The sequence below is a fragment of the Stenotrophomonas sp. STEN013 genome (assembly GCF_056760355.1).
The window spans coordinates 123,522-146,779 of sequence record NZ_JBRREO010000002.1; the positions used below are offsets into that span (position 1 = coordinate 123,522).

Here is a 23,258-nt window from a genome sequence, read left to right on the forward strand (position 1 = left end):
ATGCCTGCGGTCGATGATCTGCTGCAGGCCGCGCAACTGTGCCTGGTCGAGGCCGACCCGCTGCGCAAGGTGGCGCTGACCCAGCATTTCGCCGCGCGGTTCCGTGCCGGGGGACTGAAGCTGCCGGCACAGGCGTCCGATCCGCAGCCGATCCGCATGCCGGGGCGGCCACCGCAGCTGGTGCTGGTGCATCCGCGCGACGTGCCGCGACGCGGGCTGGGTTCGCCGGAAGGACGCGCGGCCTTCATCCACGCCATCGCCCATATCGAACTCAACGCAATCGATCTGGCCTGGGACGCGGTGTACCGCTTCCGTGGCCTGCCGGGCAGTTTCTATGCGGACTGGGTCAGTTGCGCGGACGATGAATCGCGCCACTTTGTGCTGTTGCGCGAGCGGCTGCGGGCGCATGGCCACGACTACGCCGATTTCCCCGCGCACAACGGCCTGTGGGAGATGTGCGAGAAGACCGCGCATGACGGGCTGGCGCGCATGGCGCTGGTGCCGCGGGTGCTGGAGGCGCGCGGGCTGGATGTCACCCCGGCGATGATCGGCAAACTGCGCTCGCTGGGCGATGACGCCACCGCCGATGTGCTGGAGGTGATCCTGCGCGAGGAAGTGGCGCATGTCGCCGCCGGTTCGCGCTGGTACCGCTGGTACTGCGAGCGCGAAGGCGTCGAGCCGCGTGAGCGCTTCAAGCAGCTGCTGGGCGAATACGCCCACGGCTATCTGCGCGGGCCGTTCAATCTGGAGGCGCGGCTGCTGGCCGGCTTCGATGACGAGGAACTGGCCGATCTGGTGGAGCAGGCGGGCTGAGCGCTGCCGCTTGCTGATGTTGCCAGGTGACGCTGCCGGCGCGCACGGCGTTGCTTGTCAGCGAATGAAGCTGTGTCGTCCGCAGAGGCGTGCCGCCCCCGACCACGGCCCGGTAGCTTCCGCCTTGACCTGATCCATGGCCCAGCCCAGTATCGGCGCGGTTGATCGTGCCGACGAGGCGACGTCGGTGCCACTGGGCTGCGTGCAATGGAGTGGGCGATGACAGATCCATACAACAGCAATCCCTATCAAGCGCCGGCATCGGTGGCGCAGCCACCCTCACCGCCACGCGCCATGCAGCGCGACGCCATTGCGCAGGCGGATGTGTCCGATACCTGGAAGCGGCGTTTCCGCACGATAGAAGCCGCCGGTGGACCAAAGCTGCCCAGGTTCAAAGAGCTGCCATTTGGTGAGCGCGCCGGCATCCAGTTCAACATCCTCGCTTTTCTGTTCGGGCCGTTCTACTTCCTGGCCAAAGGGTTGTGGCGGCAGGCGCTGGCGTACGTAATCATCGCCATAACCTGCGTGCTGGTTATGGAATTGATTGGCTTGGGTAAGTTCGCCAACGGTGTCGGTTACGTTTTCGCTGCCCTCTATGCAACGCGTGCCAACATCAGCTATTACCAGCGGGTGATACAGCAGCAGGCGCTGTGGCTGTAGGGTTGAGGTCCGTCATTGCTCTCAAGGATCTGAAATGAAGCATTCGCCTCTCTGGCTGGTCGTGCCGATGCTGGCTCTGCTGGGCTGTGCCCGGCAGGCGCCCGAACCGGTCGCCGCTGCGCCCTCCGCGTCGTCTTCCGCGATCACCGCGGCGGCTGCTGCCGATGACTATCCGGCCGTTCTGCAGGCCTCCGGTACCGAGCCGTTCTGGGGCGTACGCGTGGAGGGTGCGGCGCTGGACTACACCACCCCGGACACCCAGCAGAGCCCCCGTCATTTCGAGGGGACGCGTGAGGTGCGCGACGGCCGCCTGCGGGTGCAGGGCGGTGAAGGGCAGGACGCATTCCGCCTGACCATCGAACGTGCGACCTGTTCGGATGGCATGTCCGATCTGCCCCATCCCTACACGGCGGAGTTTGTGCTGGGTGCGGAAACCCTCAAAGGCTGCGCCCGAGATCCGGCGGTGCCGGTGCCCGCACCCTGAAACAGCAACGGCAGCCGCGAGGCTGCCGTTCCGTTGTTGGGCCAGGTGGCGCTTAGGTCTAGCCCAGCGCATCCAGCGTGAAGCCATCGGCCTCCACGCGCAGTACCGAGCCCTGTTCGTACCAGTCGCCCAGCACGATGCGGGTGCAATCGCGTCCGCCCACCTTCAGCGCATGGATCGCCGGGCGGTGGGTGTGGCCGTGGATCATGGTGTCCACCCCGTAGCGCTGGAACGTCGCAGCGACTTCGGCCGGGGCCACGTCGGTGACGGTTTCGAACTGGGCGCGGTCGCCTTCCTTCATTTCCGACTGGTGGGCCTGGCTGGCCGCCCGCGCCTGCTGGGCGAAGGCGATGCGGGCTTGCAATGGCTGCGACAGGAACTGGGCCTGGAAGGCCGGGTCGCGGGTCTGTGTGCGGAAGGCCTGGTAGGCGGTGTCATCGGTACATAGCAGGTCGCCGTGCTGCAGCAGCACCGGTTTGCCGTACAGCTCGATCACCGCCGGGTCGGGCAGGATGCGCATGCCGGCACGGGCGGCATAGTCGTTGCCGAGCAGGAAATCGCGGTTGCCGCGGATGAAGTACACCGGGATACCGGCGTCGTGGAGTGCGCGCAGGGCGGTAGCCACCGCATCGGCCGCGCTGGAGGGCGTGTCATCGCCGATCCAGGCTTCGAACAGGTCGCCGAGGATGTACAGCGCCTCGGCATGGCGCGCCTGGTCACGCAGGAAATCAAGGAACAGCTCGGTGATGGCCGGACGGCTCGGGTCCAGGTGCAGGTCGGAGATGAACAGTGTCGTCATGCTCCGCATTGTAGGGGCTGTTCACCCGGCGGACATGGGGGCGAGGTGCACGGAGAGGCCGCCGAGCCCCAGACCGATGCCGGTGGCGGCCAGTACGTCGCTGGGATAATGCAGCCCCAGCACCACGCGCGAGAGCGCCACGCCGGCGCAGAACGGCAGCAGCAGCGGCGCCAGCTGCGGGTAGTAGGTCAGCGCCACCCAAGTGAATGCCACGGCATGCAGTGTGTGTCCGGACGGAAAGCTGTATTCGTCCAGGGGCGCTATCCAGGCGCGGATGCGCAGGTCGGCGGCGAACGGACGCGGGCGCCGGGTCCAGCGCTTGAGCCCTTTGTACAGCGCCAGCGCTGCTGCACCGGTGAGCGCCATATGGAGGGCGGCGCGCAGCCCGTCCAGTCCGTCGGCCAGCACCAGCGCGACCATCAGCACATACCAGAACACCCCGTCACCGAGCCGGCTCAGCACCGAGAACAGCGTGCGGATACCGCGTCGGCGGCCGTAGCGGTTCGCCCGCCGGCACCAGCGGGCCTCGCGGGCGAGGATGCCCTCAGGCGGCTGCATCGGTGTGCCTTTGCGCGGCCAGCTCCTGCAGCAGCGCCTCGAACTGGGCCACGACCTGTTCCGGATGCAGCCGCTGCATCGCGCGGCGGGCGTTGGCGCCGAGCGTGGCACGCATCTCGTCATCGCCGGCCAGCTGCACGGCGGCGGCGATGAAGGTCTGCTCGTTGTCCACCGCCACCCCGCTGTGACCGTTTTGCAGATGCTCGCCTGCGGCGCCGTAGTTGAAAGCCACCGTCGCCACGCCGCTGGCCATGGCCTCCAGGGTCACATTGCCGAAGGTTTCGCTGCGGCTGGGGAACAGGAACAGGTCACCGCTGGCAAAGTGCCGGGCCAGCGCCTGGCCGCGCTGGATGCCACAGAAGATGAAGTCCGGGTTTTCATACGCAAGTCGCTCGCGCAGCGGGCCATCGCCCACCCAGACGAACCGCGCCCGCGGCCGGACCTGCTGGATCCGGCGGAACGCCTTGACCGCCAGCCCGAGGTTCTTTTCGGCGGCGATCCGGCCGACGTGGATCGCCACGAACCCCTCGCCTTCGATGCCCCAGTCGGCGCGCAGCGCAGGATCGCGTTGGCACGGATCGAACTGGCGGCCATCCACCGCGCGGGCCAGCAGGCGGGCGCGGACGAAGCCCTTGTGCTGCAGGAACTGCTGCAGTTCGCGGGTGGGGACCAGGGTGGCCTGGCACTGGTTGTGGAAGCGCCGCATCCATGCCAGTGCGGTGCCCCGCAGCCAGGGGGCGCCGTAGTCGGCCAGGTATTCATCGAAGCGGGTGTGCAGCCCGGAGGCCACCGGAATGCCGAGCCGCCGCGCGGTGCGCAGCGCCGACCAGCCCAGCGGGCCTTCGGTGGCGATGTAGACCGCATCGGGGCGGTGGCACTGCCACTGCCGGGCCAGCCGCCGCGGCGCGGGCAGGCCAAGGCGCAGGCCGGGATAGCGGGGCAGCGGCGCACTATGCACCAGAAGTTCATGCGTGGCGGCCGGATGCACACCCTGGCGCGGGCGGATCACCTCCACCGCATGGCCCCGTGCGCGCAGGCCCTGTTCCAGCCCCTGTACCGTCAGGGCGACGCCGTTGACCTCCGGCGGATAGGTCTCGGTGACGATGGCAAAGCGCATGGCGGCCTCCGGCGTTTGAGCGGAGGATGCCGGGCGGGTGTGGCGGCAGGATGTCGCGCAGATGCCGGCGTTGTGACAGCCGGCCCGTGCTCAGGCGATGAATGGCTTGAAGCTGATACCCAGGCCGGTCATGCCGTCGACCTCGCCGATCAGGTCCGCACGCAGCAACGGACGGGCATCGATATAGGCCTGGGCCAGTACCAGCGACAGGTTGTCACCGTCTGCCGACAGTTCCAGGGTCGGAATCGGATCGGCTTCGTGGGCACGGTGCAGCAGCACGGCCAGGCGCAGCAACGCGGCCAGGCGCCGGGCCGGCATCAGCAGGCGGTCGGGCAGGGCCTCGAAGGCGGATTTGGGCACGTTGCGGCGGTGGGTGCGTACCAGGGCCGCCAGCAGCTGCTGTTCCTGCCGTGAGAAACCGGCGATATCCGAGTTCTCCAGGATGTAGCTGCCATGGGTGTGATAACCGCTGTGGGCAATGGCCAGGCCGATCTCGTGCAGGCGCGCGGCCCAGCCCAGCATCAGCGCATCATCGGTTTCCAGATTCCACAGGGGGGCGACCTGTTCGAACAGACGCTGCGCGGTAGCCTCCACGCGCTGCGCCTGCGTGCTGTCGATGCCGTAGCGGTGCATCAGCGCGGCGACGGATTCATCGCGCAGGTCGTTCTCGCTGGCACGGCCGACAATGTCGTAGAGGATGCCCTCACGCATCGCGGCCTTGCTGACCTGCAGTTTCTGCAGTTCCAGCGCCTGGAACGCCGCCTCCAGCACGAGGATGCCACCGGCGATGATCGGCCTGCGCTCGTTGGACAGCGTGGGCAGGTCGATCTCGTCGATGTGCTTGGCGCGCAGCAGTTCCTCGCGCAGCAGCGGCAGCGCCTCGGCGGTGATCGCCCCTTTGCTCAGCTTCATCGCCGCGCACATGTCGCTGATCGCCTTGTGCGTGCCGGACGAACCCAGCGCCTCGTTCCAGCCCTGCACCTTGTACTTGGCGGCAAACGGCTGGAACTCGGCGCCGATCTCGGTCAGCGCGTCCTTCCAGCGCTTCTTGCTCAGCTTGCCGCCGGGAAAGAAACGGCGGGTGCTGGCGATGCAGCCGGCCTGCAGGCTTTCACGTTCGATCGTCTCGAAGCCGCGGCCGATGATGAATTCGGTGGAGCCGCCGCCGATGTCGATCACCAGCCGCTGCTGGCCCGGGTGCGGTGGCTGCGCGTGGGCCACGCCCAGGTAGATCAGGCGTGCTTCCTCGCGGCCGCTGACCACTTCGATCGGGTGGCCCAGCGCGGTTTCAGCCGGCATCAGGAACGCCAGCGGCGAGCGCAGCTTGCGCACGGTGTTGGTGGCCAGCGCGCGCACCCGCAACGGCGGGATGTCGCGGATACGCTGGCCGAAGCGGGCCAGGCATTCCAGCGCGCGCTGCCGGGCCTCCGGTGACAGCCCGCCTTTGCCGTCCAGGCCATCGGCCATGCGCACGGTTTCGCGCAGGCGGTCGACCACGCGCAGCTGCCCCAGCAGGTAGCGGGCAATGACCATGTGGAAGCTGTTGGAGCCCAGGTCGATGGCGGCCAGCAGGTCGCCTTCCTGCAGGGGCGGGGGAGTCGTGGAGGACAGTGGCATGGCGGAATGGTAGCCGATGGCCGGGCGCGGCCGTCACCTGTTGATGACAGCCGTTGCGGGCCGGCGGCTCAGACGCCGGCCAGCAGCGTCATCTGCGCCGAATGCGGCGGTTCACCGTTGCCTGGCGCGCACTTGCGGTAACGGCCGTCGGCCTGCAGTTCCCAGGCGTTGAGGTTGTCATCCAGATAGTTCTGCAGGGTTTCGCGATACACGCGGCGGGCGACCTCCGCATCGAGAATCGGGAAGCAGGTTTCCACGCGGCGCAGCAGGTTGCGTTCCAGCCAGTCGGCGCTGGCGCAGAACAGCTCCGGGGCGCCGTTGTTGCCGAACCAGTACACGCGGCTGTGCTCCAGGAAACGCCCGACGATGGAGCGCACGCGGATGTTGTCCGAAATACCCGGGACGCCGGGGCGCAGGGTGCAGGCGCCGCGCACGATCAGGTCGATCTGCACGCCGGCCTGCGAAGCGGCATACAGCGCGCGGATCACCTGGGCCTCGTTGAGGGCGTTCATCTTGGCGATGATGCGCGCCGGCTTGCCTTCCTGCGCCAGCCGGGTCTCGCGCTCGATGCGCTTGATCAGCCCGGCATGCAGGGTGAAGGGCGATTGCAGCAGGCACTTGAGCTTCATCTTCGGCGCCAGCCCGGACAGCTGCTGGAACAGCAGGTGCACGTCGTTGCCGATGTCGGCATTGGCGGTGATCAGGCTCAGGTCGGTGTACGCGCGGGCCGTGCCGCTGTGGTAGTTGCCGGTGCCCAGGTGCACGTAGCGACGCAGTTTGCGGCCCTCGCGGCGCACGATCAGCAGCATCTTGGCGTGGGTCTTGTAACCGACCACGCCGTAGACGACCTGCACGCCGGCGTCCTGCAGGCGGTCGGCCAGGCCGAGGTTGGCCTCCTCGTCGAAACGCGCGCGCAGCTCGACCACCACGGTGACGTCCTTGCCGTTGCGCGCGGCCTGGATCAGCGCCTCGACAATCCCCGAATCCTTGCCGGTGCGGTACAGCGTCTGCTTGATCGCCAGCACGTTCGGATCCACCGAAGCCTCGCGGATCAGGTCCAGCACGGTGCTGAACGAATCGAACGGATGGTGCAGCAGGATGTCGTTGCCGGCCACGCTCTCGAAGATGCCCTCGGCGGTCTTGAGCACGCGCGGGGACATCGGCGGGTATTTCAGGTCCGGCCGGGTGAGCAGGTCATACACCTGGATCACCCGGTTGAGGTTGACCGGGCCGTCAATGCGGTAGGCCGCGTTTTCGGGCAGGCCGAAGTTCTGCAGCAGGGTCTGCATGATCGGCTTGGGGCAGTCGTGCGCGATCTCCAGCCTTACCGCCGGCCGGTAGCCGCGGTCGGCCAGTTCATCGCGCAGCGCCAGCGCCAGGTTCTCCACTTCCTCCTCGTCCACCACCAGCTCGGAGTTGCGGGTGACCCGGAACTGGTAGGCGCCCTGCACATCCATGCCGGGGAACAGCTCGTCGACGAAGGCCGACAGCACCGCCGACAGCAGCACGAAGTTCTGCGGGCCGCCGAGCGATTCGGGCAGCTGGATGATGCGTGGCAGCGAGCGCGGCGCACGTACCAGCGCCAGGTGGCCGGCGCGGCCGAACGCATCGGTGCCCTTGAGCACCACGACGATGTTCAGCGACTTGTTGAGGATCTTCGGAAACGGGTGCGAGGGGTCCAGTCCCAGCGGCGAGAGCACCGGCATGATCTCGTTGCGGAAATAGGCGCGCAGCCAGCGGCGCTGGCGCGGCGTCCAGGTCCGGTTGTGCAGGATGCCCACGCCGGCCTCGGCCAGTGCCGGGCGCAGCACCTCGTTCCAGCAGTGGTACTGCTGCTCGACCAGTTCGGCGGCGCGGTCGTGGATCGCGCTGAGGATGGCCTGCGGGCCCAGGCCGTCCGGTGCCGGGGGCAGGCCGAACTCCTGCGCGTGGCGTACCGCGGCGGCGCGGATCTCGAAGAATTCATCCAGGTTGGTGCAGGAGATGCACAGAAAGCGCAGCCGTTCCAGCAGCGGCACCTGCGCGTCCATGGCCTGGGCCAGCACGCGGAAATTGAAATCCAGCTGCGACAGTTCCCGGTTGATATACAGCGCCGGATCGCGCAGCGGATCGGTGCTGACAAACGTGGGCGACGGAGGCGAAACGGGAGGAGTCATGCCGGGGGGTCTTCCGTGAGAGCTGGCGACAGGGGAGACGGTCGCGGGCGGACGTGTTCGGCATCGAAGTGGCAGGCAAAGGTGCTGCCCTGGCCGACTTCACTGCGGATTTCCAGGCGTGCCTGGTGCAGGCCGAGGATGTGTTTGACGATGGACAGGCCCAGTCCGGTGCCGCCGCTTTCGCGCGAACGGCTGCTCGACACGCGGTAGAAGCGCTCGGTCAGGCGGGGCAGGTGGCTGGCCGGAATGCCATAGCCGGTATCGGTGACGGCGAGCACCGCACCGCCGTTCTCGCGGGCAAAGGTCAGGGTGATGCGACCGCCAGCCGGGGTGTAGCGCACCGCGTTGGTGACCAGGTTGGAGAAGGCGCTGTGCAGTTCCTTGTTGGAGCCGGCCAGGTCCACCCCGGCGTTGTCTTCGATCCTGATGGTATGGCGTCCCTGGCTGTGCGCCTCGGCTTCGCGCCGCAGCGACACCAGCATCGGCGTCATCGCCACGGTTTCGAGTTCGGTGTGCTGCTGCGATTCCAGCCGCGACAGCGTCAGCAGGTCTTCCACCAGTTGCGCCATGCGCTGGGACTGCTTGCGCATCTCCATCAGCATCGGGCCGGTCCCGGGGAAATCCTCCGGCTCCATCATGTCCAGATAGCCATGTACCACGGTCAAGGGCGTGCGCAGCTCGTGCGAGACATTGGCGACGAAATCGCGGCGTACCTGCTCCAGATGCAGCAGCTTGGTGACGTCGCGGGCGACCAGCAGCCAGTGGTGGTCCGAATAGGGAATCAGCCGCAAGTGCAGGCGGATGCCCGAATCCACCGGCGAGTTGGCATCCAGGATCGGCTCGGCGTTGCGGCCACCGGCCAGCCAGTGCGCCAGCGGCAGCGGCTGCAGGCGTTCGACCAGCGCCGCGCCCATGTCGTGCGGATGCTGCAGGCCGAGCAGGGTGGTCGCCGCCTCGTTGAACCACTGCACACGCTGGGTGTTGCGGTCCACCACCACCACCGCATCGGGCAGCGCGGCAGCGGCGGCGCGGTAGCTGCGCAGCATCTGCAGCAGGCGCCGCTTGCGCGCGCGCATCTCCTGCTGGTTGCGGTACAGCAGGCGGTCCAGTTCGTTCCAGACGCCATTGCCGTTGATGGTTTCCCAGCGCTGGCGCGCGGTCAGGCGCAGCAGCACCTGCCGCAGGCGCCAGTAGTGCCACGCCAGGATTCCCAGCGCGGCGGCCGCGACGGTCAGCCCGACGTGGCCGACCAGTGCGCCCAGCAATCCGGCCAGCAACAAAAGCGCGGCCACGGCGGCCAGCGTCTTCAACCAGGCGGATCGGAATTGGCGGGGCATTGCGTTCTCGGGTGGTGCGGATGGATCCGTCGAAATGACTGCTGGTTATAGCATCAAGCCGCTCAGATGGAGGCCGAGAAGCGATAGCCGGCGCCGCGCACGGTCTGCACCATGTTCTCCGCACCGAACGGCTCCAGCGTCTTGCGCAGGCGGCGGATGTGCACATCGATGGTGCGTTCTTCCACATACACACTGCCGCCCCAGACGTGGTCCAGCAGCTGCGAACGGGTGTAGACGCGTTCGGGATGGGTCATGAAGAAATGCAGCAGGCGGTATTCGGTCGGGCCGATCGGCACCGGCGCCTCGCCGGCGAACACCCGGTGGGCAGCGCCGTCGATGCGGATCGGGCCAATGGCCACGCTGCCGTCCTCATCGTCATCGCGGGTGCGGCGCATCACCGCCCGGATGCGGGCCAGCAACTCGCGTGCGGAGAACGGTTTGACCACATAGTCGTCCACGCCGGCTTCCAGCCCACCGACGCGGTCGTTCTCCTCGCCGCGGGCGGTGAGCATGATGATCGGCACGTCGCGGGTGAGGGCCTCCTTGCGCCAGCGCCGGGCCAGTTCCAGGCCGCTGGTGCCGGGCAACATCCAGTCCAGCAGGATCATGTCCGGGACCCGGTCGGCGATGGCGGTCTGCGCTTCCAGCGCATCGCCGGCGTGGACCGGGTCGTACTCGCCCTTGCGCAGGGCGAAAGCGACCATGTCACGGATCGCGGGTTCGTCGTCGACTATCAGGATGCGTTTCTGCACGTGTGCCTACCGTAGAGCCCATCAATCTGGAGTGCGCCCAGTAGACTACGGTTTGATGACCGGTTTGTGACATCGGATGAGACTTCCGGCGGCGGTACGCAGCGGCGTGATTCAGTTCCGTGACATGTCCGGGTCACGCACACCCAGGCGGCGCATTTCCAGCACCGTGGGCATGATCGACTCGATGCGCGCATTCACGCGGGCGCGGCTGATGTAATCCAGTCCGGGCTGTTTGAGCAGGGCCTCGAACTGGAGCAGCGCCTGTTCCGGGCGACCATTCAGATAGGCGGCCTCGGCGTAGGCCTCACTGGCACGCACCGGGTCTCCGGCCAGTTCGCAGGCACGGGCGAACAGCCGCTGGAACACCGGGTCATCGCCCGAGCGGGCCAGCAGCGGGCGCAGCATGCTCTGGGCGCGCTTGCCTGCCTCGGCGCCGCCTTGCTCGTTGAGTACCTGGGCGTAGGTCAGCGCCACCGCACGGTTGCGCGGCAGGCGTTGCAGCAGCGTATCGAAGCGCTGATTGGCCTCGGTGCGCTTCCCGCTGCGCGACTCGGCTTCGCCCAGGGCCAGGCTGACCCACAGGTTGTCCGGGTAGGTGGCGTGCAGCTGCTGCAGATCCTCCAGCGCCTGCCGGGTGTTGCTGCCGCCGTCCCGCAGTTGCGCGATGGCCACACCGTAGCGCTGCGGATCATCCAGGCCGTCCTTCTGGCTGCGGCGCAGATCCTCGTATTCGCGGACCAGCTCCGACGGCGTCGGCGCGCTGAGCACCCGCAGCCGTTCGCGGGCCCAGTCGAACTGGCCGCTCGCGCCGCGGGCCACGCTGCTGGCCGGCAGCGACAGCTGCAGGGAGCTCGGCAGCAGCGGATTGCCGCCGGCACCGAGCGGGTCGCGGATATCCGGCAGGGTCGGATTCACCCGCTCCTGGTGCACGCCGGTGGGCGTCTGCGTGGTGAGCAGCACGGTGTCTTTTTTCATCTGCTCGGCGCGGGATTTGGCCTCGCTGATGCGGGTGATGTTGACTGGATGGGTGCGCAGGAAATCCGGGGTGCTGTAGCCGCCCTCGTTGCCGCGCATGGCCGCGGACATGCGCTCGAAGAAGCCGGCCATCGCGTCCACGTCATAGCCGCTGTGGGCCAGGGTGCGGATGCCGAGGCGATCGGCCTCCGATTCATTGGAGCGGGTGAAATTGATCTGGCGCTGCTGCATCAGGCCCATACCCGAGGTGATCGCGGCCAGGGTGGCGTCTCCGGAGGAGTTGCCCCCGGCCTGTTGCGCGGCGACCACCGCCGCCAGCATGCCCAGCAGAATCGGGATCTGGTCCCGCTGGGCGCGCTCCACGCCGCGCAGCACGTGCTGCTGGGTGACGTGGGCGATTTCATGGGACAGCACCGCGGCCACCTCGTCTTCGCGCTGGGCGGTCAGCACCAGCCCGGCATTCACGCCGATGTAGCCGCCCAGGGTGGCGAAGGCGTTGATCTGCCGGTCCTTGAGCATGAAAAACGTGAACGGCTGGCGCGGCTGCGCGCTGTTGGCCCCCAGCCCGGTGCCCATCCCCTGCAGCCAGTCGTCGATCAGGGGGTCGTCCAGCAGGTAGCCGTAGTTGCGCAGCTCGCGCAGCATCATGCCGCCGTATTCAGCCTGACGGGCGGGCGTGAGCAGCTCGCCGGCCGATGAACCGATGTCCGGCAGTTTCGTGTCCTGGGCCGCGCCGGGCGGGGCGGCCAGAGCCAAGGTCAAAGCGGTGGCAAGCAGCAACGGGCGCAAACGGTGACTCCGGTAGGACTGGGCGGAGGATGACGGGGAAGCGGCGGCGGGGTGTGAAGCGCAGGTTAATCCAGAGTGTTCTGCCGGTGGCATCGAAAATCCATGCGCCCGCTACCATATAAGGACAACATTTCCAGCGAGGAGTTTCCTTGTGAGCAATCCCGTCACCGGCGCAGTGTCCGGCGCACCTGCAGTGACCATCTACTCCACCGCCGTGTGTCCTTACTGCGTGGCCGCCAAGAACTTCCTGAAGAGCAGGAACCAGTCGTGGACCGAAGTCCGTATCGACCTGGATCCGGCCGAGCGCGAGAAGATGATGGCGCTGACCCGGCGCACCAGCGTGCCGCAGATCTTCGTCGGCGACGTCCACGTCGGTGGCTACGACGACATGATGGCGCTGCATCGTGCCGGCAAGCTCGAGCCGCTGCTGGCGGGGCAGGGCGCATGAGCGCCGGGACCGAGAAGGACCGTCTGGCCGAATTCACCGAATTCCGCCAGCGCATGAACCAGCGCATCCTGGCCGAGCCCAACCAGGTGGTGCGGCGCTTCTTCGCGCTGGACACCCAGACCTACCAGGCCGGTGCGCTGGATGTGAAGACCAAGGAACTGCTGGGTCTGGTCGCCTCGCTGGTACTGCGCTGCGACGACTGCATCAGTTACCACGTGGCCCAGTGCAAGGAGGCCGGGGTCAGTCGCGAGGAGTTCTTCGAGACCTTCTCGGTCGGTCTGGTGGTGGGCGGCTCGATCGTCATTCCGCACCTGCGGCGGGCGGTGGATTTCCTCGACCAGCTCGAGAACGGGGCGGCCCAGGCGCCGGCCGGGCACGACCACGGCTGAACCCAGACCTTGGTCCAGTTGGGGGCGGAGGGGCGGATCGGGCATAATTGACAGTTGAAACCTTTTCAATCGCGCCGGGTTCCGGGCAGCCGGATGGCGCTTTCCCCTCCTCCCTGTTTGGAATACCCAAAATGACGCAGACAATCACCGTCATCCGCGGCGATGGCATCGGCCCGGAAATCATGGACGCCACCCTGTTCGTGCTCGACGCGCTGAACACCGGCCTGACCTATGAATACGCCGACGCCGGCCTGGCCGCGCTGGAAAAGCACGGTGAGCTGATCCCGGCGTCCACGCTGGAATCGATCACGAAGAACAAGGTGGCGCTGAAGAGCCCGCTGACCACGCCGGTGGGTGGTGGTTTCAGCTCGATCAACGTCGCCCTGCGTCGCCAGTTCGACCTGTACGCCAACGTGCGTCCGGCCATCTCGTTCCCGAACACCAAGTCGCGCTACGAGAACATCGACATGATCACGGTGCGCGAGAACACCGAAGGCGCCTACCTGGCCGAAGGCCAGGAAGTGTCGGCCGACGGCGAGACCGCGTTCTCCGGCACCCGCATCACCCGCAAGGGTTCCGAGCGCATCGTGCGTTACGCCTTCGAGCTGGCCAAGAGCACCGGCCGCAAGAAGGTCACCGCCGTGCACAAGGCCAACATCATCAAGTCGACCTCGGGCCTGTTCCTGGACGTGGCGCGTGAAGTGGCCGCCAAGTACCCGGAAATCGAATTCCAGGAAATGATCGTCGACAACGCCTGCATGCAGCTGGTGATGCGTCCGGAGCAGTTCGACATCATCGTCACCACCAACCTGTTCGGCGACATCATCTCCGACCTGTGTGCCGGCCTGGTCGGCGGCCTGGGTCTGGCTCCGGGTGCCAACATCGGTGCTGACGTGGCGATCTTCGAAGCCGTGCATGGCACCGCGCCGGACATCGCCGGTCAGGGCAAGGCCAACCCAGTGGCGCTGATGCTGGGTGCGGCGCAGATGCTGGACCACGTGGGCCAGCCGGAAAACGCCGAGCGCCTGCGCAAGGCCATCGTCGCCACGATGGAAGCCAAGGACTCGCTGACCGGCGATCTGGGCGGCACCGGCACCACCATGGGCTTCGCCAAGGCGATCGCCAGCCGCATCTGATTGCGGCGGAGGCACGTTCTGGTGGTTGACGAAACGGGGCGCGCAAGCGCTCCGTTTCTGTTTGGATTGATCGCGTGGGCGGTGTGCTGCGGACGGTCGCAACGTCATCGCCGCGCCTTCGCTATGTGAAAGGGCGGGGGCCGGGCCCTGTGCACTCTCCGCGTTGCAGGTCAGCGGCGCAACGTCCCAAAAAAACAAAGGGCGCCTGAGGGCGCCCTTTGCATCACCTTCTGCTGCAGGCCCTCAGTTGCGGGATTGCAGCTTGGACAGCAGGCGCAGGAATTCGATATACAGCCACACCAGGGTGACCATCAGCCCGAACGCGCCGTACCACTCCATGTACTTGGGTGCTCCGGCTTCCACGCCGCTTTCGATGAAGTCGAAATCCAGCACCAGGTTCAGCGCCGCGATCACCACCACGAACAGGCTGAAACCGATGCCGATCAGGCCGGACTCATGGATGAAGGGGATGTTGATATTGAAAAAGCCCAATACGATCGTGGCCAGGTACACCAGTGCGATGCCGCCGGTGGCGGCGACCACGCCCAGCTTGAAGTTCTCGGTGGCCTTGATCAGTCCGCTGCGATAGGCGAACAGCAGCGCGAACAGTGTGCCGAAGGTCAGGATCACCGCCTGGAAGACAATGCCGTTGAAGCGGGCTTCGTAGATGGCCGAGATCGAGCCAAGGAAGAAGCCTTCGGCCAATGCGTACAGCGGTGCGCTGACCGGTGCCCAGCTCTTCTTGAAGATCGTCACCAGCGACAGGATGAGGCCGGTGATCATGCCGCCCCACAGGTAGAGTTTGGCGGCCGGCAGCAGCTCGCCGCTGTCGCTGATCGTGCCGCTCCATGCAAACGCGGCGGTGAGCACGGCAAGCAGCAACAGCAGGCCGGTCTTGTTGACGGTACCGTTGATCGTCATCACCTGCGCGCCGCGTGAGACCACGCTGCCACTGCCAAGATCGAGGAAGGTGGATTCGGAAAGGGCGGGGTTGCCGCTGCGCATGCAAGTCTCCGTTGCGAGGAATGAGGGGCGGGTGCTGCATCAAGCATACCCGTATCAATCGAAGTGAAATTTACCGTTGACAGACTGCGCCACAGTTACGACAATAGCCGACCTTTCCGGGGCATCGGAGAGATTCACCGCCGGGGTATAGCGCAGTCTGGTAGCGCGCCTGCTTTGGGAGCAGGATGTCGGGGGTTCGAATCCCTCTACCCCGACCATCCAATGCACCAAGCGCGTGTTGGAATGCGACAATCCGGTCAGAGCGCCCGTAGCTCAACTGGATAGAGCACCGGCCTTCTAAGCCGGCGGTTACAGGTTCGATTCCTGTCGGGCGCACCATCAGGTGCAAGCGGTAGGTGGCAAGTTTTCAGTGGTGGCTGTAGCTCAGTTGGTTAGAGTACCGGATTGTGATTCCGGTGGTCGGGGGTTCGAATCCCCTCAGCCACCCCACTGTTTCAAAGCTTCGGAGTGAAATCCGGGCTTGCAATAAAAGCCAGGTTGCGGCATTATTCGCCTCCTGATTTTCAGGGCTGTTAGCTCAGTTGGTAGAGCAGTTGACTCTTAATCAATAGGTCCAAGGTTCGAATCCTTGACAGCCCACCAGATTGAAAAGCCGTCAGAGCGATCTGGCGGCTTTTTCTTTATGTGTAAGCCCCGCATTTTGGGGTGGCGTGGAAAACACCCTCTGGTGTAGACTTGGCGCCGAAGTTTCAGGGCTGTTAGCTCAGTTGGTAGAGCAGTTGACTCTTAATCAATAGGTCCAAGGTTCGAATCCTTGACAGCCCACCAGATTGAAAAGCCGTCAGAGTGATCTGGCGGCTTTTTTCTTGCCAGGCACGGTGCCGGTCTGGGGCGTTGGGTGGAGGGCGGGTGCTTGTCTTCCGCTTTTCTGGCGCTCCTGCAACAATGGCGGTCTGAATCGGCATCGCGAAAGTGGCGGAATTGGTAGACGCCCTGGATTTAGGTTCCAGTGCCGCAAGGCGTGGGGGTTCGAGTCCCCCCTTTCGCACCATCTTTGGATATTGCCGGTCCCATCTTCCTGGCGCCGGTTTCGGTGCTGCGGTCTTGCAGCGGGCTGGAAGCGCCCGCCAGAATCAGCGAAACTACCGGGCTGGCGTGGATACGTGCGCCGTTCAAATCCGTTTCTCTACCAATCGAGCCGGGGCCCATGCGCCACCGGTGGCAGGAGTCCACATGCAAGCTTCGATCGAATCCACCGGCAACCTGGAACGCCGCCTGACCTTCTCCCTTCCGGAGGAGCGCCTGCAGACCCACATCAATGGACGTCTGGGTGAGATCGCTCGCACTGCGCGCATCAAGGGTTTCCGCCCGGGCAAGGTGCCGGCCAAGGTGATCGAGCAGCGCTTCGGTCAGCAGGTGCGCGCCGAGGCGGTGGATGGCCTGCTGCGCGAGACGTTCGACGCCGCGCTGCGCCAGCACGAACTGCGCATTGCCGGCAATCCGCGCATCGACAAGGCGGGCGACGGCGAGTTCGATTTCGTCGCTACCGTGGAGCTGGTGCCGGACTTCGGCGATGTCGACGTGACCAAGCTGACCGTGGTGCGCCACACCGCTGAAATCAGCGATGCGGACATCGATCAGATGATCGAGAACCTGCGTGCCCAGCGCCGTACCTGGAAGCCGGTCGCCCGTGGTGCGCAGGAAGGTGATCTGGTCGGTCTGGAAACCTGGTCGCAGGTCGGCGACGAGCGCCTGCCGGCGGAAGGTGCCGAGAAGGGCACCATCATTCTCGGCCAGGGCATGATGTTCGAGTCGATTGAAAAGGGCCTGGTCGGGCTGGCCAAGGGCGAGGAAAAGACGCTGGACGTCGATTTCCCGGCCGACTGGCGCGTGCCGGCGCTGGCCGGCAAGACGGCCAAGGTCACCGTCAAGGCCGTTGAAGTCTCCGAACAGGAAGTTCCGGAAGTCGACGCCGCGTTTATCAAGAGCTTCGGTGTGAAGAACGGTGATCCGGAGCAGTTCCGCGCCGACATCCGTTCCAACCTGGAGCGCGAGCTCAAGGGTGCGCTGATGAACCGTCTGCGCCGTGAAGTGGGCGAGCAGCTGATTGCCGCCTATTCCTCGGTGGAGCTGCCGCCGCGTCTGGTCGAGAACGAGGCCCGTGCGATGCTGGCCCAGCAGATCGAGGCCATCCGTCGCCAGGGCGGCAACCCGGGCGAAGTGCCGGCCGATGCCCATGAGGGCTTCAAGGACGCCGCTGCCAAGCGCGTGCTGGTCGGCCTGCTGGTCGGTGAAGTGGCCCGCAAGAACGAGCTGCGCCTGGATCCGAAGCGCCTGAACGAAACCATGCGCCTGATCGCTTCGACCTACGAAGAGCCCGAGCAGGTCATTGAGATGTACCGCAACGACCCCCAGCTTATGGCTGGCCTGCAGAACCGTGTGATGGAAGAGCAGGTGATCGATTGGATCGCCGAGCGTGCCCAGCACACCGAGCAGTCGCTGTCGTTCCAGGAAGCCATCCGCCAGTAACTGGCGGGCGTTTGATCCCCGCGCCGCTGGCGCGGGGTGTTCCTCTCAAAATAGGTGCCCCACGTAATGGACAACCGAGCCAAAGCCCTGAACATGGTTCCAATGGTGGTCGAACAGACCGCCCGCGGCGAGCGCGCCTATGACATCTACTCGCGCCTGCTCAAAGAACGCCTGATTTTCCTGGTCGGTCCCATCGACGATCACATGGCGAACGTGGTGGTGGCGCAGCTGTTGTTCCTGGAAGCGGAAAATCCGGAAAAGGACATCAGCATCTATATCAATTCGCCCGGTGGCGTGGTCACCGCCGGTATGGCGATCTACGACACCATGCAGTACATCAAGCCGGATGTGAGCACGATCTGCATCGGTCAGGCGGCCTCCATGGGCGCGCTGCTGCTGGCGTCCGGTGCGGCCGGCAAGCGTTATGCGCTGCCCAATTCGCGGGTGATGATCCATCAGCCGCTGGGTGGCTTCCAGGGCCAGGCCACCGACATCGACATCCACGCGCGTGAAATCCTGACCCTGCGCGCTCGCCTGAACGAGGTGCTGTCCAAGCACACCGGGCAATCGCTGGAAACCATCGCGCGCGACACCGAGCGCGACAATTTCAAGAGCGCGGCCGAGGCCCAGGCCTATGGTCTGGTGGACCAGGTGCTTGAGCGTCGTCCGGACGAGTCGATCCAAGCGGCCTGATGGTAAAAACTGCCGGAAAACACGGCAATTCTGCAGGGTCGGAACGGGACTGGTGTCCCTCCGGCCCTGTGTTATTCTCGAATTTGAACCCCCTGTTCATAGGGGGAAGCAACTGGGTAAGCGAAGCATGAGCGAAGACCGGCAAGGTCGTTCCGGGGACAGCAGCAAGATTCTTTACTGCTCGTTCTGCGGCAAGAGTCAGCATGAAGTACGCAAGCTGATCGCGGGCCCGAGCGTGTTCATCTGTGATGAATGCGTGGAGCTGTGCAACGACATCATCCGTGAGGAGCTTGAGGAGAAGGCCCAGTCGGCACGCAGTTCGCTGCCCAAGCCGAAGGAGATCCTCGAGGTCCTGGACCAGTATGTGATCGGTCAGACCCGCGCCAAGCGCACGCTCGCGGTGGCGGTGTACAACCATTACAAGCGCATCGAAAGCCGTCAGAAGAACGACGACGTCGAGCTGTCCAAGTCCAACATCCTGCTGGTCGGCCCGACCGGTTCGGGCAAGACGCTGCTGGCCGAAACGCTGGCGCGGCTGCTCAATGTGCCCTTCACCATGGCCGATGCGACCACGCTGACCGAAGCCGGTTACGTGGGCGAGGACGTGGAGAACATCATCCAGAAGCTGCTGCAGAAGTGCGACTACGACGTCGAGAAGGCGCAGCAGGGCATCGTCTACATCGATGAGATCGACAAGATCTCGCGCAAGAGCGAGAACCCGTCGATCACCCGCGACGTGTCCGGCGAAGGTGTGCAGCAGGCCCTGCTGAAGCTGATCGAAGGCACCGTGGCCAGCGTGCCGCCGCAGGGCGGACGCAAGCATCCGCAGCAGGAGTTCCTGCAGGTCGATACCAAGAACATCCTGTTCATCTGTGGCGGCGCGTTCGCCGGCCTGGATAAGGTGATCCAGCAGCGTTCCTCGGAAACCAGCAGTATTGGCTTTGGCGCCAAGGTCAAGAGCACCGAGCGCAAGCAGGAGATCGGCAAGGTGCTGGCCGAGGTCGAGCCGGAAGATCTGATCAAGTTCGGTCTGATCCCCGAGTTTGTCGGCCGCCTGCCGGTGGTCGCCACGCTGGAAGAGCTCGATGAGCCGGCACTGATCAAGATCCTGACCGAGCCGAAGAACGCCATCACCAAGCAGTTCAAGAAACTGTTCGAGATGGAGAACGTCGAGCTGGAGTTCCGGCCTGATGCACTTGCAGCCATCGCCAAAAAGGCGATCAAGCGCAAGACCGGTGCCCGCGGCCTGCGCACGATCGTCGAGTCGGTGCTGCTGGACACCATGTATGACCTGCCGTCGCAGGAAAATGTCAGCAAGGTGGTGGTCGATGAATCGGTCATCGAGAACAAGTCCGAGCCGTACGTGATCTACCAGACGCCGCCGGCACCGCCCAAGGCTGCTTCCGGCGACTGAACAGGGGCGACGGGACGCACTGCTGCGGGGCTGGGTTGCCCGTTCAGAATCTCGCTCGTACACCTCTTGCAACACCTCGCCGATGGCCCCATAACGGGGCCATCGGCTTTTTTATTTCAGCCTTGTCCACCCACCAGCTCCCGGCTGGTTGTTCCCCCGAATTCCTGCGGAGCCCCCATGGCCCAGTCCCAACTCGAAGTCCTCGACCTGCCGGTCCTGCCACTGCGCGACGTGGTGGTGTTCCCGCACATGGTCATTCCCCTGTTCGTGGGCCGCGACAAGTCCATGCAGGCGCTGGAGCGCGCGATGGAGGCGGACAAGCGCATCCTGCTGCTGGCGCAGAAGTCGGCCGAAACCGATGATCCGGCCGCGGCGGACCTGTACACCGTCGGCACCCTGGCGCAGGTGCTGCAATTGCTGAAGCTGCCCGATGGCACCATCAAGGTGCTGGTCGAGGGGCTCTCGCGCGTGGCCGTGGACAAGGTCCATGAGCGGGATGGCGCGCTGCAGGGGCACGGCGTGGAAATCGAATCGGATGAAACGCGCGAGCCGCGAGAGATCGAGGCGATCGCCCGTTCGCTGATGTCGCTGTTCGAGCAGTACGTCAAGACCAACCGCAAGCTGCCGCCGGAGCTGCTGCAGACGCTGGCCGGTATCGATGAGCCGGCGCGCCTGGCCGACACCATCGCCGCGCACATCGGCGTGCGCCTGGCCGACAAGCAGAAGCTGCTGGAAACCCTGCAGATCGGTGATCGTCTGGAAATGCTGGTCGGCCTGGTCGACGGCGAGATCGACGTGCAGCAGCTGGAGAAACGCATCCGCGGGCGCGTGAAGTCGCAGATGGAAAAGAGCCAGCGCGAGTACTACCTCAACGAGCAGATGAAGGCCATCCAGAAGGAACTGGGTGATCTGGATGACGCGCCGGGCGAGCTGGAAGAGCTGGCGCGCAAGATCGCCGACGCCGGCATGCCCAAGGCGGTCGAGGCCAAGGCCAAGAACGAACTCAACAAGCTCAAGCAGATGTCGCCAATGTCGGCAGAAGCGGCGGTGGTGCGCAACTATCTGGAATGGCTGCTGGGTGTGCCGTGGAACAAGCGCACCAAGGTCCGCAAGGATCTGAAGGCCGCGCAGGACACGCTGGATGCCGACCACTACGGCTTGGAGAAGGTCAAGGATCGCATTCTCGAGTATCTGGCCGTGCAGTCGCGCGTGAAGCAGATGAAGGGCCCGATCCTGTGCCTGGTCGGACCGCCGGGCGTGGGCAAGACTTCGCTCGGCCAGTCCATCGCCAAGGCCACCAACCGCAAGTTCGTGCGCATGAGCCTGGGTGGCGTCCGCGACGAGGCCGAGATCCGTGGCCATCGCCGTACCTACGTCGGCTCGATGCCGGGCCGCATCGTGCAGAACCTCAACAAGGTCGGCAGCAAGAATCCGCTGTTCGTGCTGGATGAGATCGACAAGATGTCGATGGATTTCCGTGGCGATCCGTCCTCGGCGCTGCTCGAAGTACTGGACCCGGAGCAGAACAACGCCTTCAACGACCACTACCTCGAGGTCGACCTGGACCTGAGCGAAGTGATGTTCGTGGCCACCTCCAACTCGTTGAACATCCCCGGTCCGCTGCTGGACCGCATGGAAGTGATCCGCATCCCGGGCTATACCGAGGATGAAAAGCTCAACATCGCCACCCGTTACCTGGTGCCCAAGCAGCTCAAGGCCAATGGCCTGAAGGTGGAGGAGCTGGCGATCGAGGAGGGGGCGATCCGTGACATCGTGCGCTACTACACGCGCGAATCGGGCGTGCGCAACCTCGAACGTGAGATCGCCAAGATCTGCCGCAAGGTGGTGAAGGAAATTGCCCTGGCCGGTCCGCAGCCGGTGAAGAAAGTGGCTGCAAAGAAATCTGCCAAGAAGCCGAAAGCCGTGGTGGTGGACGCGAAGAACCTGGAGAAATACCTGGGCGTGCAGCGCTTCGACTTCGGTCGTGCCGAGGAGGCGAACGAGATCGGCCTGGTCACCGGTCTGGCGTGGACCGAGGTCGGCGGTGACCTGTTGCAGATCGAGTCGACACTGATTCCGGGCAAAGGCGCTGTCACCCTGACCGGCCAGCTGGGCAATGTGATGAAGGAGTCGGCGACGGCGGCATTGTCGGTGGTGCGTGCGCGTGCCGAAACGCTGGGGATCGATGTCGATTTCCTGCAGAAACACGATGTGCATCTGCATGTGCCCGATGGCGCCACGCCGAAGGATGGCCCCAGCGCGGGTATCGCGATGGTCACCTCGCTGGTCTCCACGCTGACCAAGGTTCCGGTCAAGGCGGGTGTGGCGATGACCGGTGAGATCACGCTGCGCGGCCGCGTTACCGCCATCGGCGGGTTGAAGGAGAAGCTGCTGGCGGCGCTGCGTGGCGGTATCCGCACGGTGCTGATCCCCGATGAGAATCGCAAGGATCTGGCCGATATTCCGGCCAACGTCACCCGCGATCTGCACATCGTCCCGGTGAAGTGGATCGATGAAGTGCTGGATATCGCACTGGAGTCGCCACTGGCACCGAAGAAGGTGGGCAAGAAAGCGCCGCGTGTGGCAGTGCGTGGCAAGGCCAAGACATCTCCGGCTACGCGCGTCAAGCATTGAACGTATTGCTGAAAACCCCTGAAACCCGCGTCGTTATTGGCTTTTCAGCTTGCGCGGGTAGGGGGCGGCTGGTATAAAAGTGCGACTCACGTACCTGTGAAATCACAGGCAGCGTGTTTGAAGGATTTTCCGGTTGCCGCTGCTGCAAATGCGGGCGACGACCCACCCATCTATTCCGCGGCATTACCGCAAAGGGAGTTTTACCGAATGAACAAGACCGAATTGATTGATGGCGTTGCCGCTGCTGCTGATCTGTCCAAGGCTGAAGCCGGCCGTGCAGTTGACGCCGTCATCGCCGAGATCACCAAAGCCCTGAAGAAGGGTGATGCCGTGACTCTCGTCGGCTTTGGTACGTTCCAGGTTCGCGAGCGCGCCGAGCGCACCGGCCGCAATCCGAAGACCGGTGACACCATCAAGATCGCCGCTTCGAAAAATCCTGCGTTCAAGGCTGGTAAAGCTCTGAAAGACGCTGTAAACTAAGCGGCTCACCTAGGGTGCTTAGCTCAGCGGTAGAGCGTCTCCCTTACACGGAGAGGGTCGGGGGTTCGAAACCCTCAGCACCCACCAAGCATCACTGGTAAAAGTTTGAAAGTGGAGCGGTAGTTCAGCTGGTTAGAATGCTGGCCTGTCACGCCGGAGGTCGCGGGTTCGAGTCCCGTCCGCTCCGCCACTTCATACGGGCCCCTGAGAAATCGGGGGCCTCGTTTTCTCAAGTTCTTCGGAATGAGAGAAAACAAAAAGGTTAAATGTGGAGCGGTAGTTCAGCTGGTTAGAATGCTGGCCTGTCACGCCGGAGGTCGCGGGTTCGAGTCCCGTCCGCTCCGCCATTTATCCAGTCATTCTTCGGAATGCGCGTTTTGCAGGGGAAACCTGGCAAAACGGACGAGTCAAAACGTGGAGCGGTAGTTCAGTTGGTTAGAATGCTGGCCTGTCACGCCGGAGGTCGCGGGTTCGAGTCCCGTCCGCTCCGCCAGTTGTCTCAAAAGCCCTCG

General features: G+C 64.9%; 20 protein-coding genes and 10 tRNA genes. 21 read left to right on the top strand and 9 right to left on the bottom strand.

Translation table 11 applies throughout. The annotated features are described in order from the left end of the window. The 3 genes from ACVOMH_RS04690 (at position 1) to ACVOMH_RS04700 (ending at position 1,957) form a co-directional block, all read left to right on the top strand. Positions 1-813: a ferritin-like domain-containing protein gene (locus ACVOMH_RS04690; RefSeq protein ID WP_256202360.1), complete on the top strand. Its 813-nt coding sequence runs from the start codon at positions 1-3 to the stop codon at positions 811-813. A gap of 219 nt (positions 814-1,032) precedes the next feature. Further along, the gene (locus tag ACVOMH_RS04695) at positions 1,033-1,473 is read left to right on the top strand and encodes a DUF2628 domain-containing protein (protein WP_054659399.1); all 441 of its coding nucleotides are present in this window, start codon (positions 1,033-1,035) and stop codon (positions 1,471-1,473) included. A gap of 34 nt (positions 1,474-1,507) precedes the next feature. Then, positions 1,508-1,957, top strand: coding sequence for a COG3650 family protein (locus tag ACVOMH_RS04700; protein WP_481522859.1), 450 nt, complete (start codon positions 1,508-1,510; stop codon positions 1,955-1,957). A 58-nt stretch (positions 1,958-2,015) separates the two neighbouring features. Here ACVOMH_RS04700 and lpxH read toward each other — a convergent pair whose 3' ends face one another. From lpxH to ACVOMH_RS04740, 8 genes are all read right to left on the bottom strand, one after another. Continuing rightward, a complete protein-coding gene (gene lpxH, locus ACVOMH_RS04705; RefSeq protein ID WP_481551205.1) occupies positions 2,016-2,756 on the bottom strand; it encodes a UDP-2,3-diacylglucosamine diphosphatase in 741 nt (246 codons plus the stop codon). A gap of 21 nt (positions 2,757-2,777) precedes the next feature. After that, positions 2,778-3,314 carry a phosphatase PAP2 family protein gene (locus ACVOMH_RS04710; RefSeq protein WP_481522861.1) on the bottom strand — a complete coding sequence of 179 codons (537 nt, stop codon included), beginning with the start codon at positions 3,312-3,314 and terminating at the stop codon, positions 2,778-2,780. Beyond that, positions 3,301-4,431, bottom strand: a complete 1,131-nt coding sequence (locus ACVOMH_RS04715; RefSeq protein WP_481551206.1) for a glycosyltransferase family 4 protein — start codon at positions 4,429-4,431, stop codon at positions 3,301-3,303. Before ACVOMH_RS04715 ends, ACVOMH_RS04710 begins: the two co-directional genes overlap by 14 nt. A gap of 90 nt (positions 4,432-4,521) precedes the next feature. After that, a complete protein-coding gene (ppx, locus tag ACVOMH_RS04720) occupies positions 4,522-6,042 on the bottom strand; it encodes an exopolyphosphatase (RefSeq protein WP_481523061.1) in 1,521 nt (506 codons plus the stop codon). Positions 6,043-6,116: 74 nt separating this feature from the next. Continuing rightward, positions 6,117-8,204 carry a polyphosphate kinase 1 gene (gene ppk1, locus ACVOMH_RS04725; RefSeq protein WP_481551207.1) on the bottom strand — a complete coding sequence of 696 codons (2,088 nt, stop codon included), beginning with the start codon at positions 8,202-8,204 and terminating at the stop codon, positions 6,117-6,119. After that, positions 8,201-9,541: a phosphate regulon sensor histidine kinase PhoR gene (phoR, locus tag ACVOMH_RS04730; RefSeq protein ID WP_481551208.1), complete on the bottom strand. Its 1,341-nt coding sequence runs from the start codon at positions 9,539-9,541 to the stop codon at positions 8,201-8,203. Before phoR ends, ppk1 begins: the two co-directional genes overlap by 4 nt. Before the next feature lie 62 nt (positions 9,542-9,603). Next, positions 9,604-10,293: a phosphate regulon transcriptional regulator PhoB gene (gene phoB, locus ACVOMH_RS04735; protein WP_054659077.1), complete on the bottom strand. Its 690-nt coding sequence runs from the start codon at positions 10,291-10,293 to the stop codon at positions 9,604-9,606. A 111-nt stretch (positions 10,294-10,404) separates the two neighbouring features. Further along, positions 10,405-12,057 carry a M48 family metalloprotease gene (locus tag ACVOMH_RS04740; protein ID WP_481551209.1) on the bottom strand — a complete coding sequence of 551 codons (1,653 nt, stop codon included), beginning with the start codon at positions 12,055-12,057 and terminating at the stop codon, positions 10,405-10,407. Between the two features lie 151 nt (positions 12,058-12,208). Between ACVOMH_RS04740 and grxC the strand changes: the two genes are divergently transcribed. The 3 genes from grxC to ACVOMH_RS04755 all read left to right on the top strand — a co-directional run bounded on the left by grxC (position 12,209) and on the right by ACVOMH_RS04755 (position 14,030). After that, entirely contained in the window at positions 12,209-12,505 is a 297-nt protein-coding gene (gene grxC, locus ACVOMH_RS04745; protein WP_054657137.1) for a glutaredoxin 3, read from the top strand. After that, positions 12,502-12,894 (top strand): carboxymuconolactone decarboxylase family protein, encoded by a 393-nt coding sequence (locus ACVOMH_RS04750; protein WP_054657139.1) that lies wholly within the window; start codon positions 12,502-12,504, stop codon positions 12,892-12,894. Before grxC ends, ACVOMH_RS04750 begins: the two co-directional genes overlap by 4 nt. 131 nt (positions 12,895-13,025) lie before the next feature. Next, positions 13,026-14,030: an isocitrate dehydrogenase gene (locus tag ACVOMH_RS04755; RefSeq protein ID WP_057505861.1), complete on the top strand. Its 1,005-nt coding sequence runs from the start codon at positions 13,026-13,028 to the stop codon at positions 14,028-14,030. Between the two features lie 243 nt (positions 14,031-14,273). Here ACVOMH_RS04755 and ACVOMH_RS04760 read toward each other — a convergent pair whose 3' ends face one another. Then, on the bottom strand, positions 14,274-15,035 hold the full coding sequence (locus ACVOMH_RS04760) for a Bax inhibitor-1/YccA family protein (protein WP_481551210.1): 762 nt from the start codon (positions 15,033-15,035) through the stop codon (positions 14,274-14,276). A gap of 141 nt (positions 15,036-15,176) precedes the next feature. Here ACVOMH_RS04760 and ACVOMH_RS04765 point away from each other — a divergent pair. The 15 genes from ACVOMH_RS04765 (at position 15,177) to ACVOMH_RS04835 (ending at position 23,239) form a co-directional block, all read left to right on the top strand. Continuing rightward, a tRNA-Pro gene (locus ACVOMH_RS04765) sits at positions 15,177-15,253 on the top strand. Between the two features lie 44 nt (positions 15,254-15,297). After that, positions 15,298-15,374 (top strand) — tRNA-Arg (locus ACVOMH_RS04770). 34 nt (positions 15,375-15,408) lie between these two features. Then, positions 15,409-15,485, top strand: a tRNA-His gene (locus ACVOMH_RS04775). Between the two features lie 77 nt (positions 15,486-15,562). Then, positions 15,563-15,638, top strand: a tRNA-Lys gene (locus ACVOMH_RS04780). Positions 15,639-15,748: 110 nt separating this feature from the next. Next, positions 15,749-15,824, top strand: a tRNA-Lys gene (locus ACVOMH_RS04785). A 138-nt stretch (positions 15,825-15,962) separates the two neighbouring features. Then, a tRNA-Leu gene (locus ACVOMH_RS04790) sits at positions 15,963-16,047 on the top strand. A gap of 182 nt (positions 16,048-16,229) precedes the next feature. Then, positions 16,230-17,525 (top strand): trigger factor, encoded by a 1,296-nt coding sequence (tig, locus tag ACVOMH_RS04795; protein WP_481551211.1) that lies wholly within the window; start codon positions 16,230-16,232, stop codon positions 17,523-17,525. A gap of 66 nt (positions 17,526-17,591) precedes the next feature. Beyond that, the gene (gene clpP / locus ACVOMH_RS04800; RefSeq protein ID WP_054657143.1) at positions 17,592-18,218 is read left to right on the top strand and encodes an ATP-dependent Clp endopeptidase proteolytic subunit ClpP; all 627 of its coding nucleotides are present in this window, start codon (positions 17,592-17,594) and stop codon (positions 18,216-18,218) included. 127 nt (positions 18,219-18,345) lie between these two features. Then, positions 18,346-19,632 (top strand): ATP-dependent Clp protease ATP-binding subunit ClpX, encoded by a 1,287-nt coding sequence (clpX, locus tag ACVOMH_RS04805; RefSeq protein ID WP_054657145.1) that lies wholly within the window; start codon positions 18,346-18,348, stop codon positions 19,630-19,632. Positions 19,633-19,809: 177 nt separating this feature from the next. Next, a complete protein-coding gene (gene lon, locus ACVOMH_RS04810; RefSeq protein ID WP_481551212.1) occupies positions 19,810-22,266 on the top strand; it encodes an endopeptidase La in 2,457 nt (818 codons plus the stop codon). A gap of 207 nt (positions 22,267-22,473) precedes the next feature. Beyond that, entirely contained in the window at positions 22,474-22,746 is a 273-nt protein-coding gene (locus ACVOMH_RS04815) for an HU family DNA-binding protein (RefSeq protein WP_054657149.1), read from the top strand. Between the two features lie 12 nt (positions 22,747-22,758). Beyond that, positions 22,759-22,833, top strand: a tRNA-Val gene (locus tag ACVOMH_RS04820). Positions 22,834-22,859: 26 nt separating this feature from the next. Beyond that, a tRNA-Asp gene (locus ACVOMH_RS04825) sits at positions 22,860-22,936 on the top strand. An 80-nt stretch (positions 22,937-23,016) separates the two neighbouring features. Next, positions 23,017-23,093 (top strand) — tRNA-Asp (locus ACVOMH_RS04830). Positions 23,094-23,162: 69 nt separating this feature from the next. Beyond that, positions 23,163-23,239, top strand: a tRNA-Asp gene (locus ACVOMH_RS04835). The last annotated feature ends 19 nt before the right edge of the window (positions 23,240-23,258 follow it).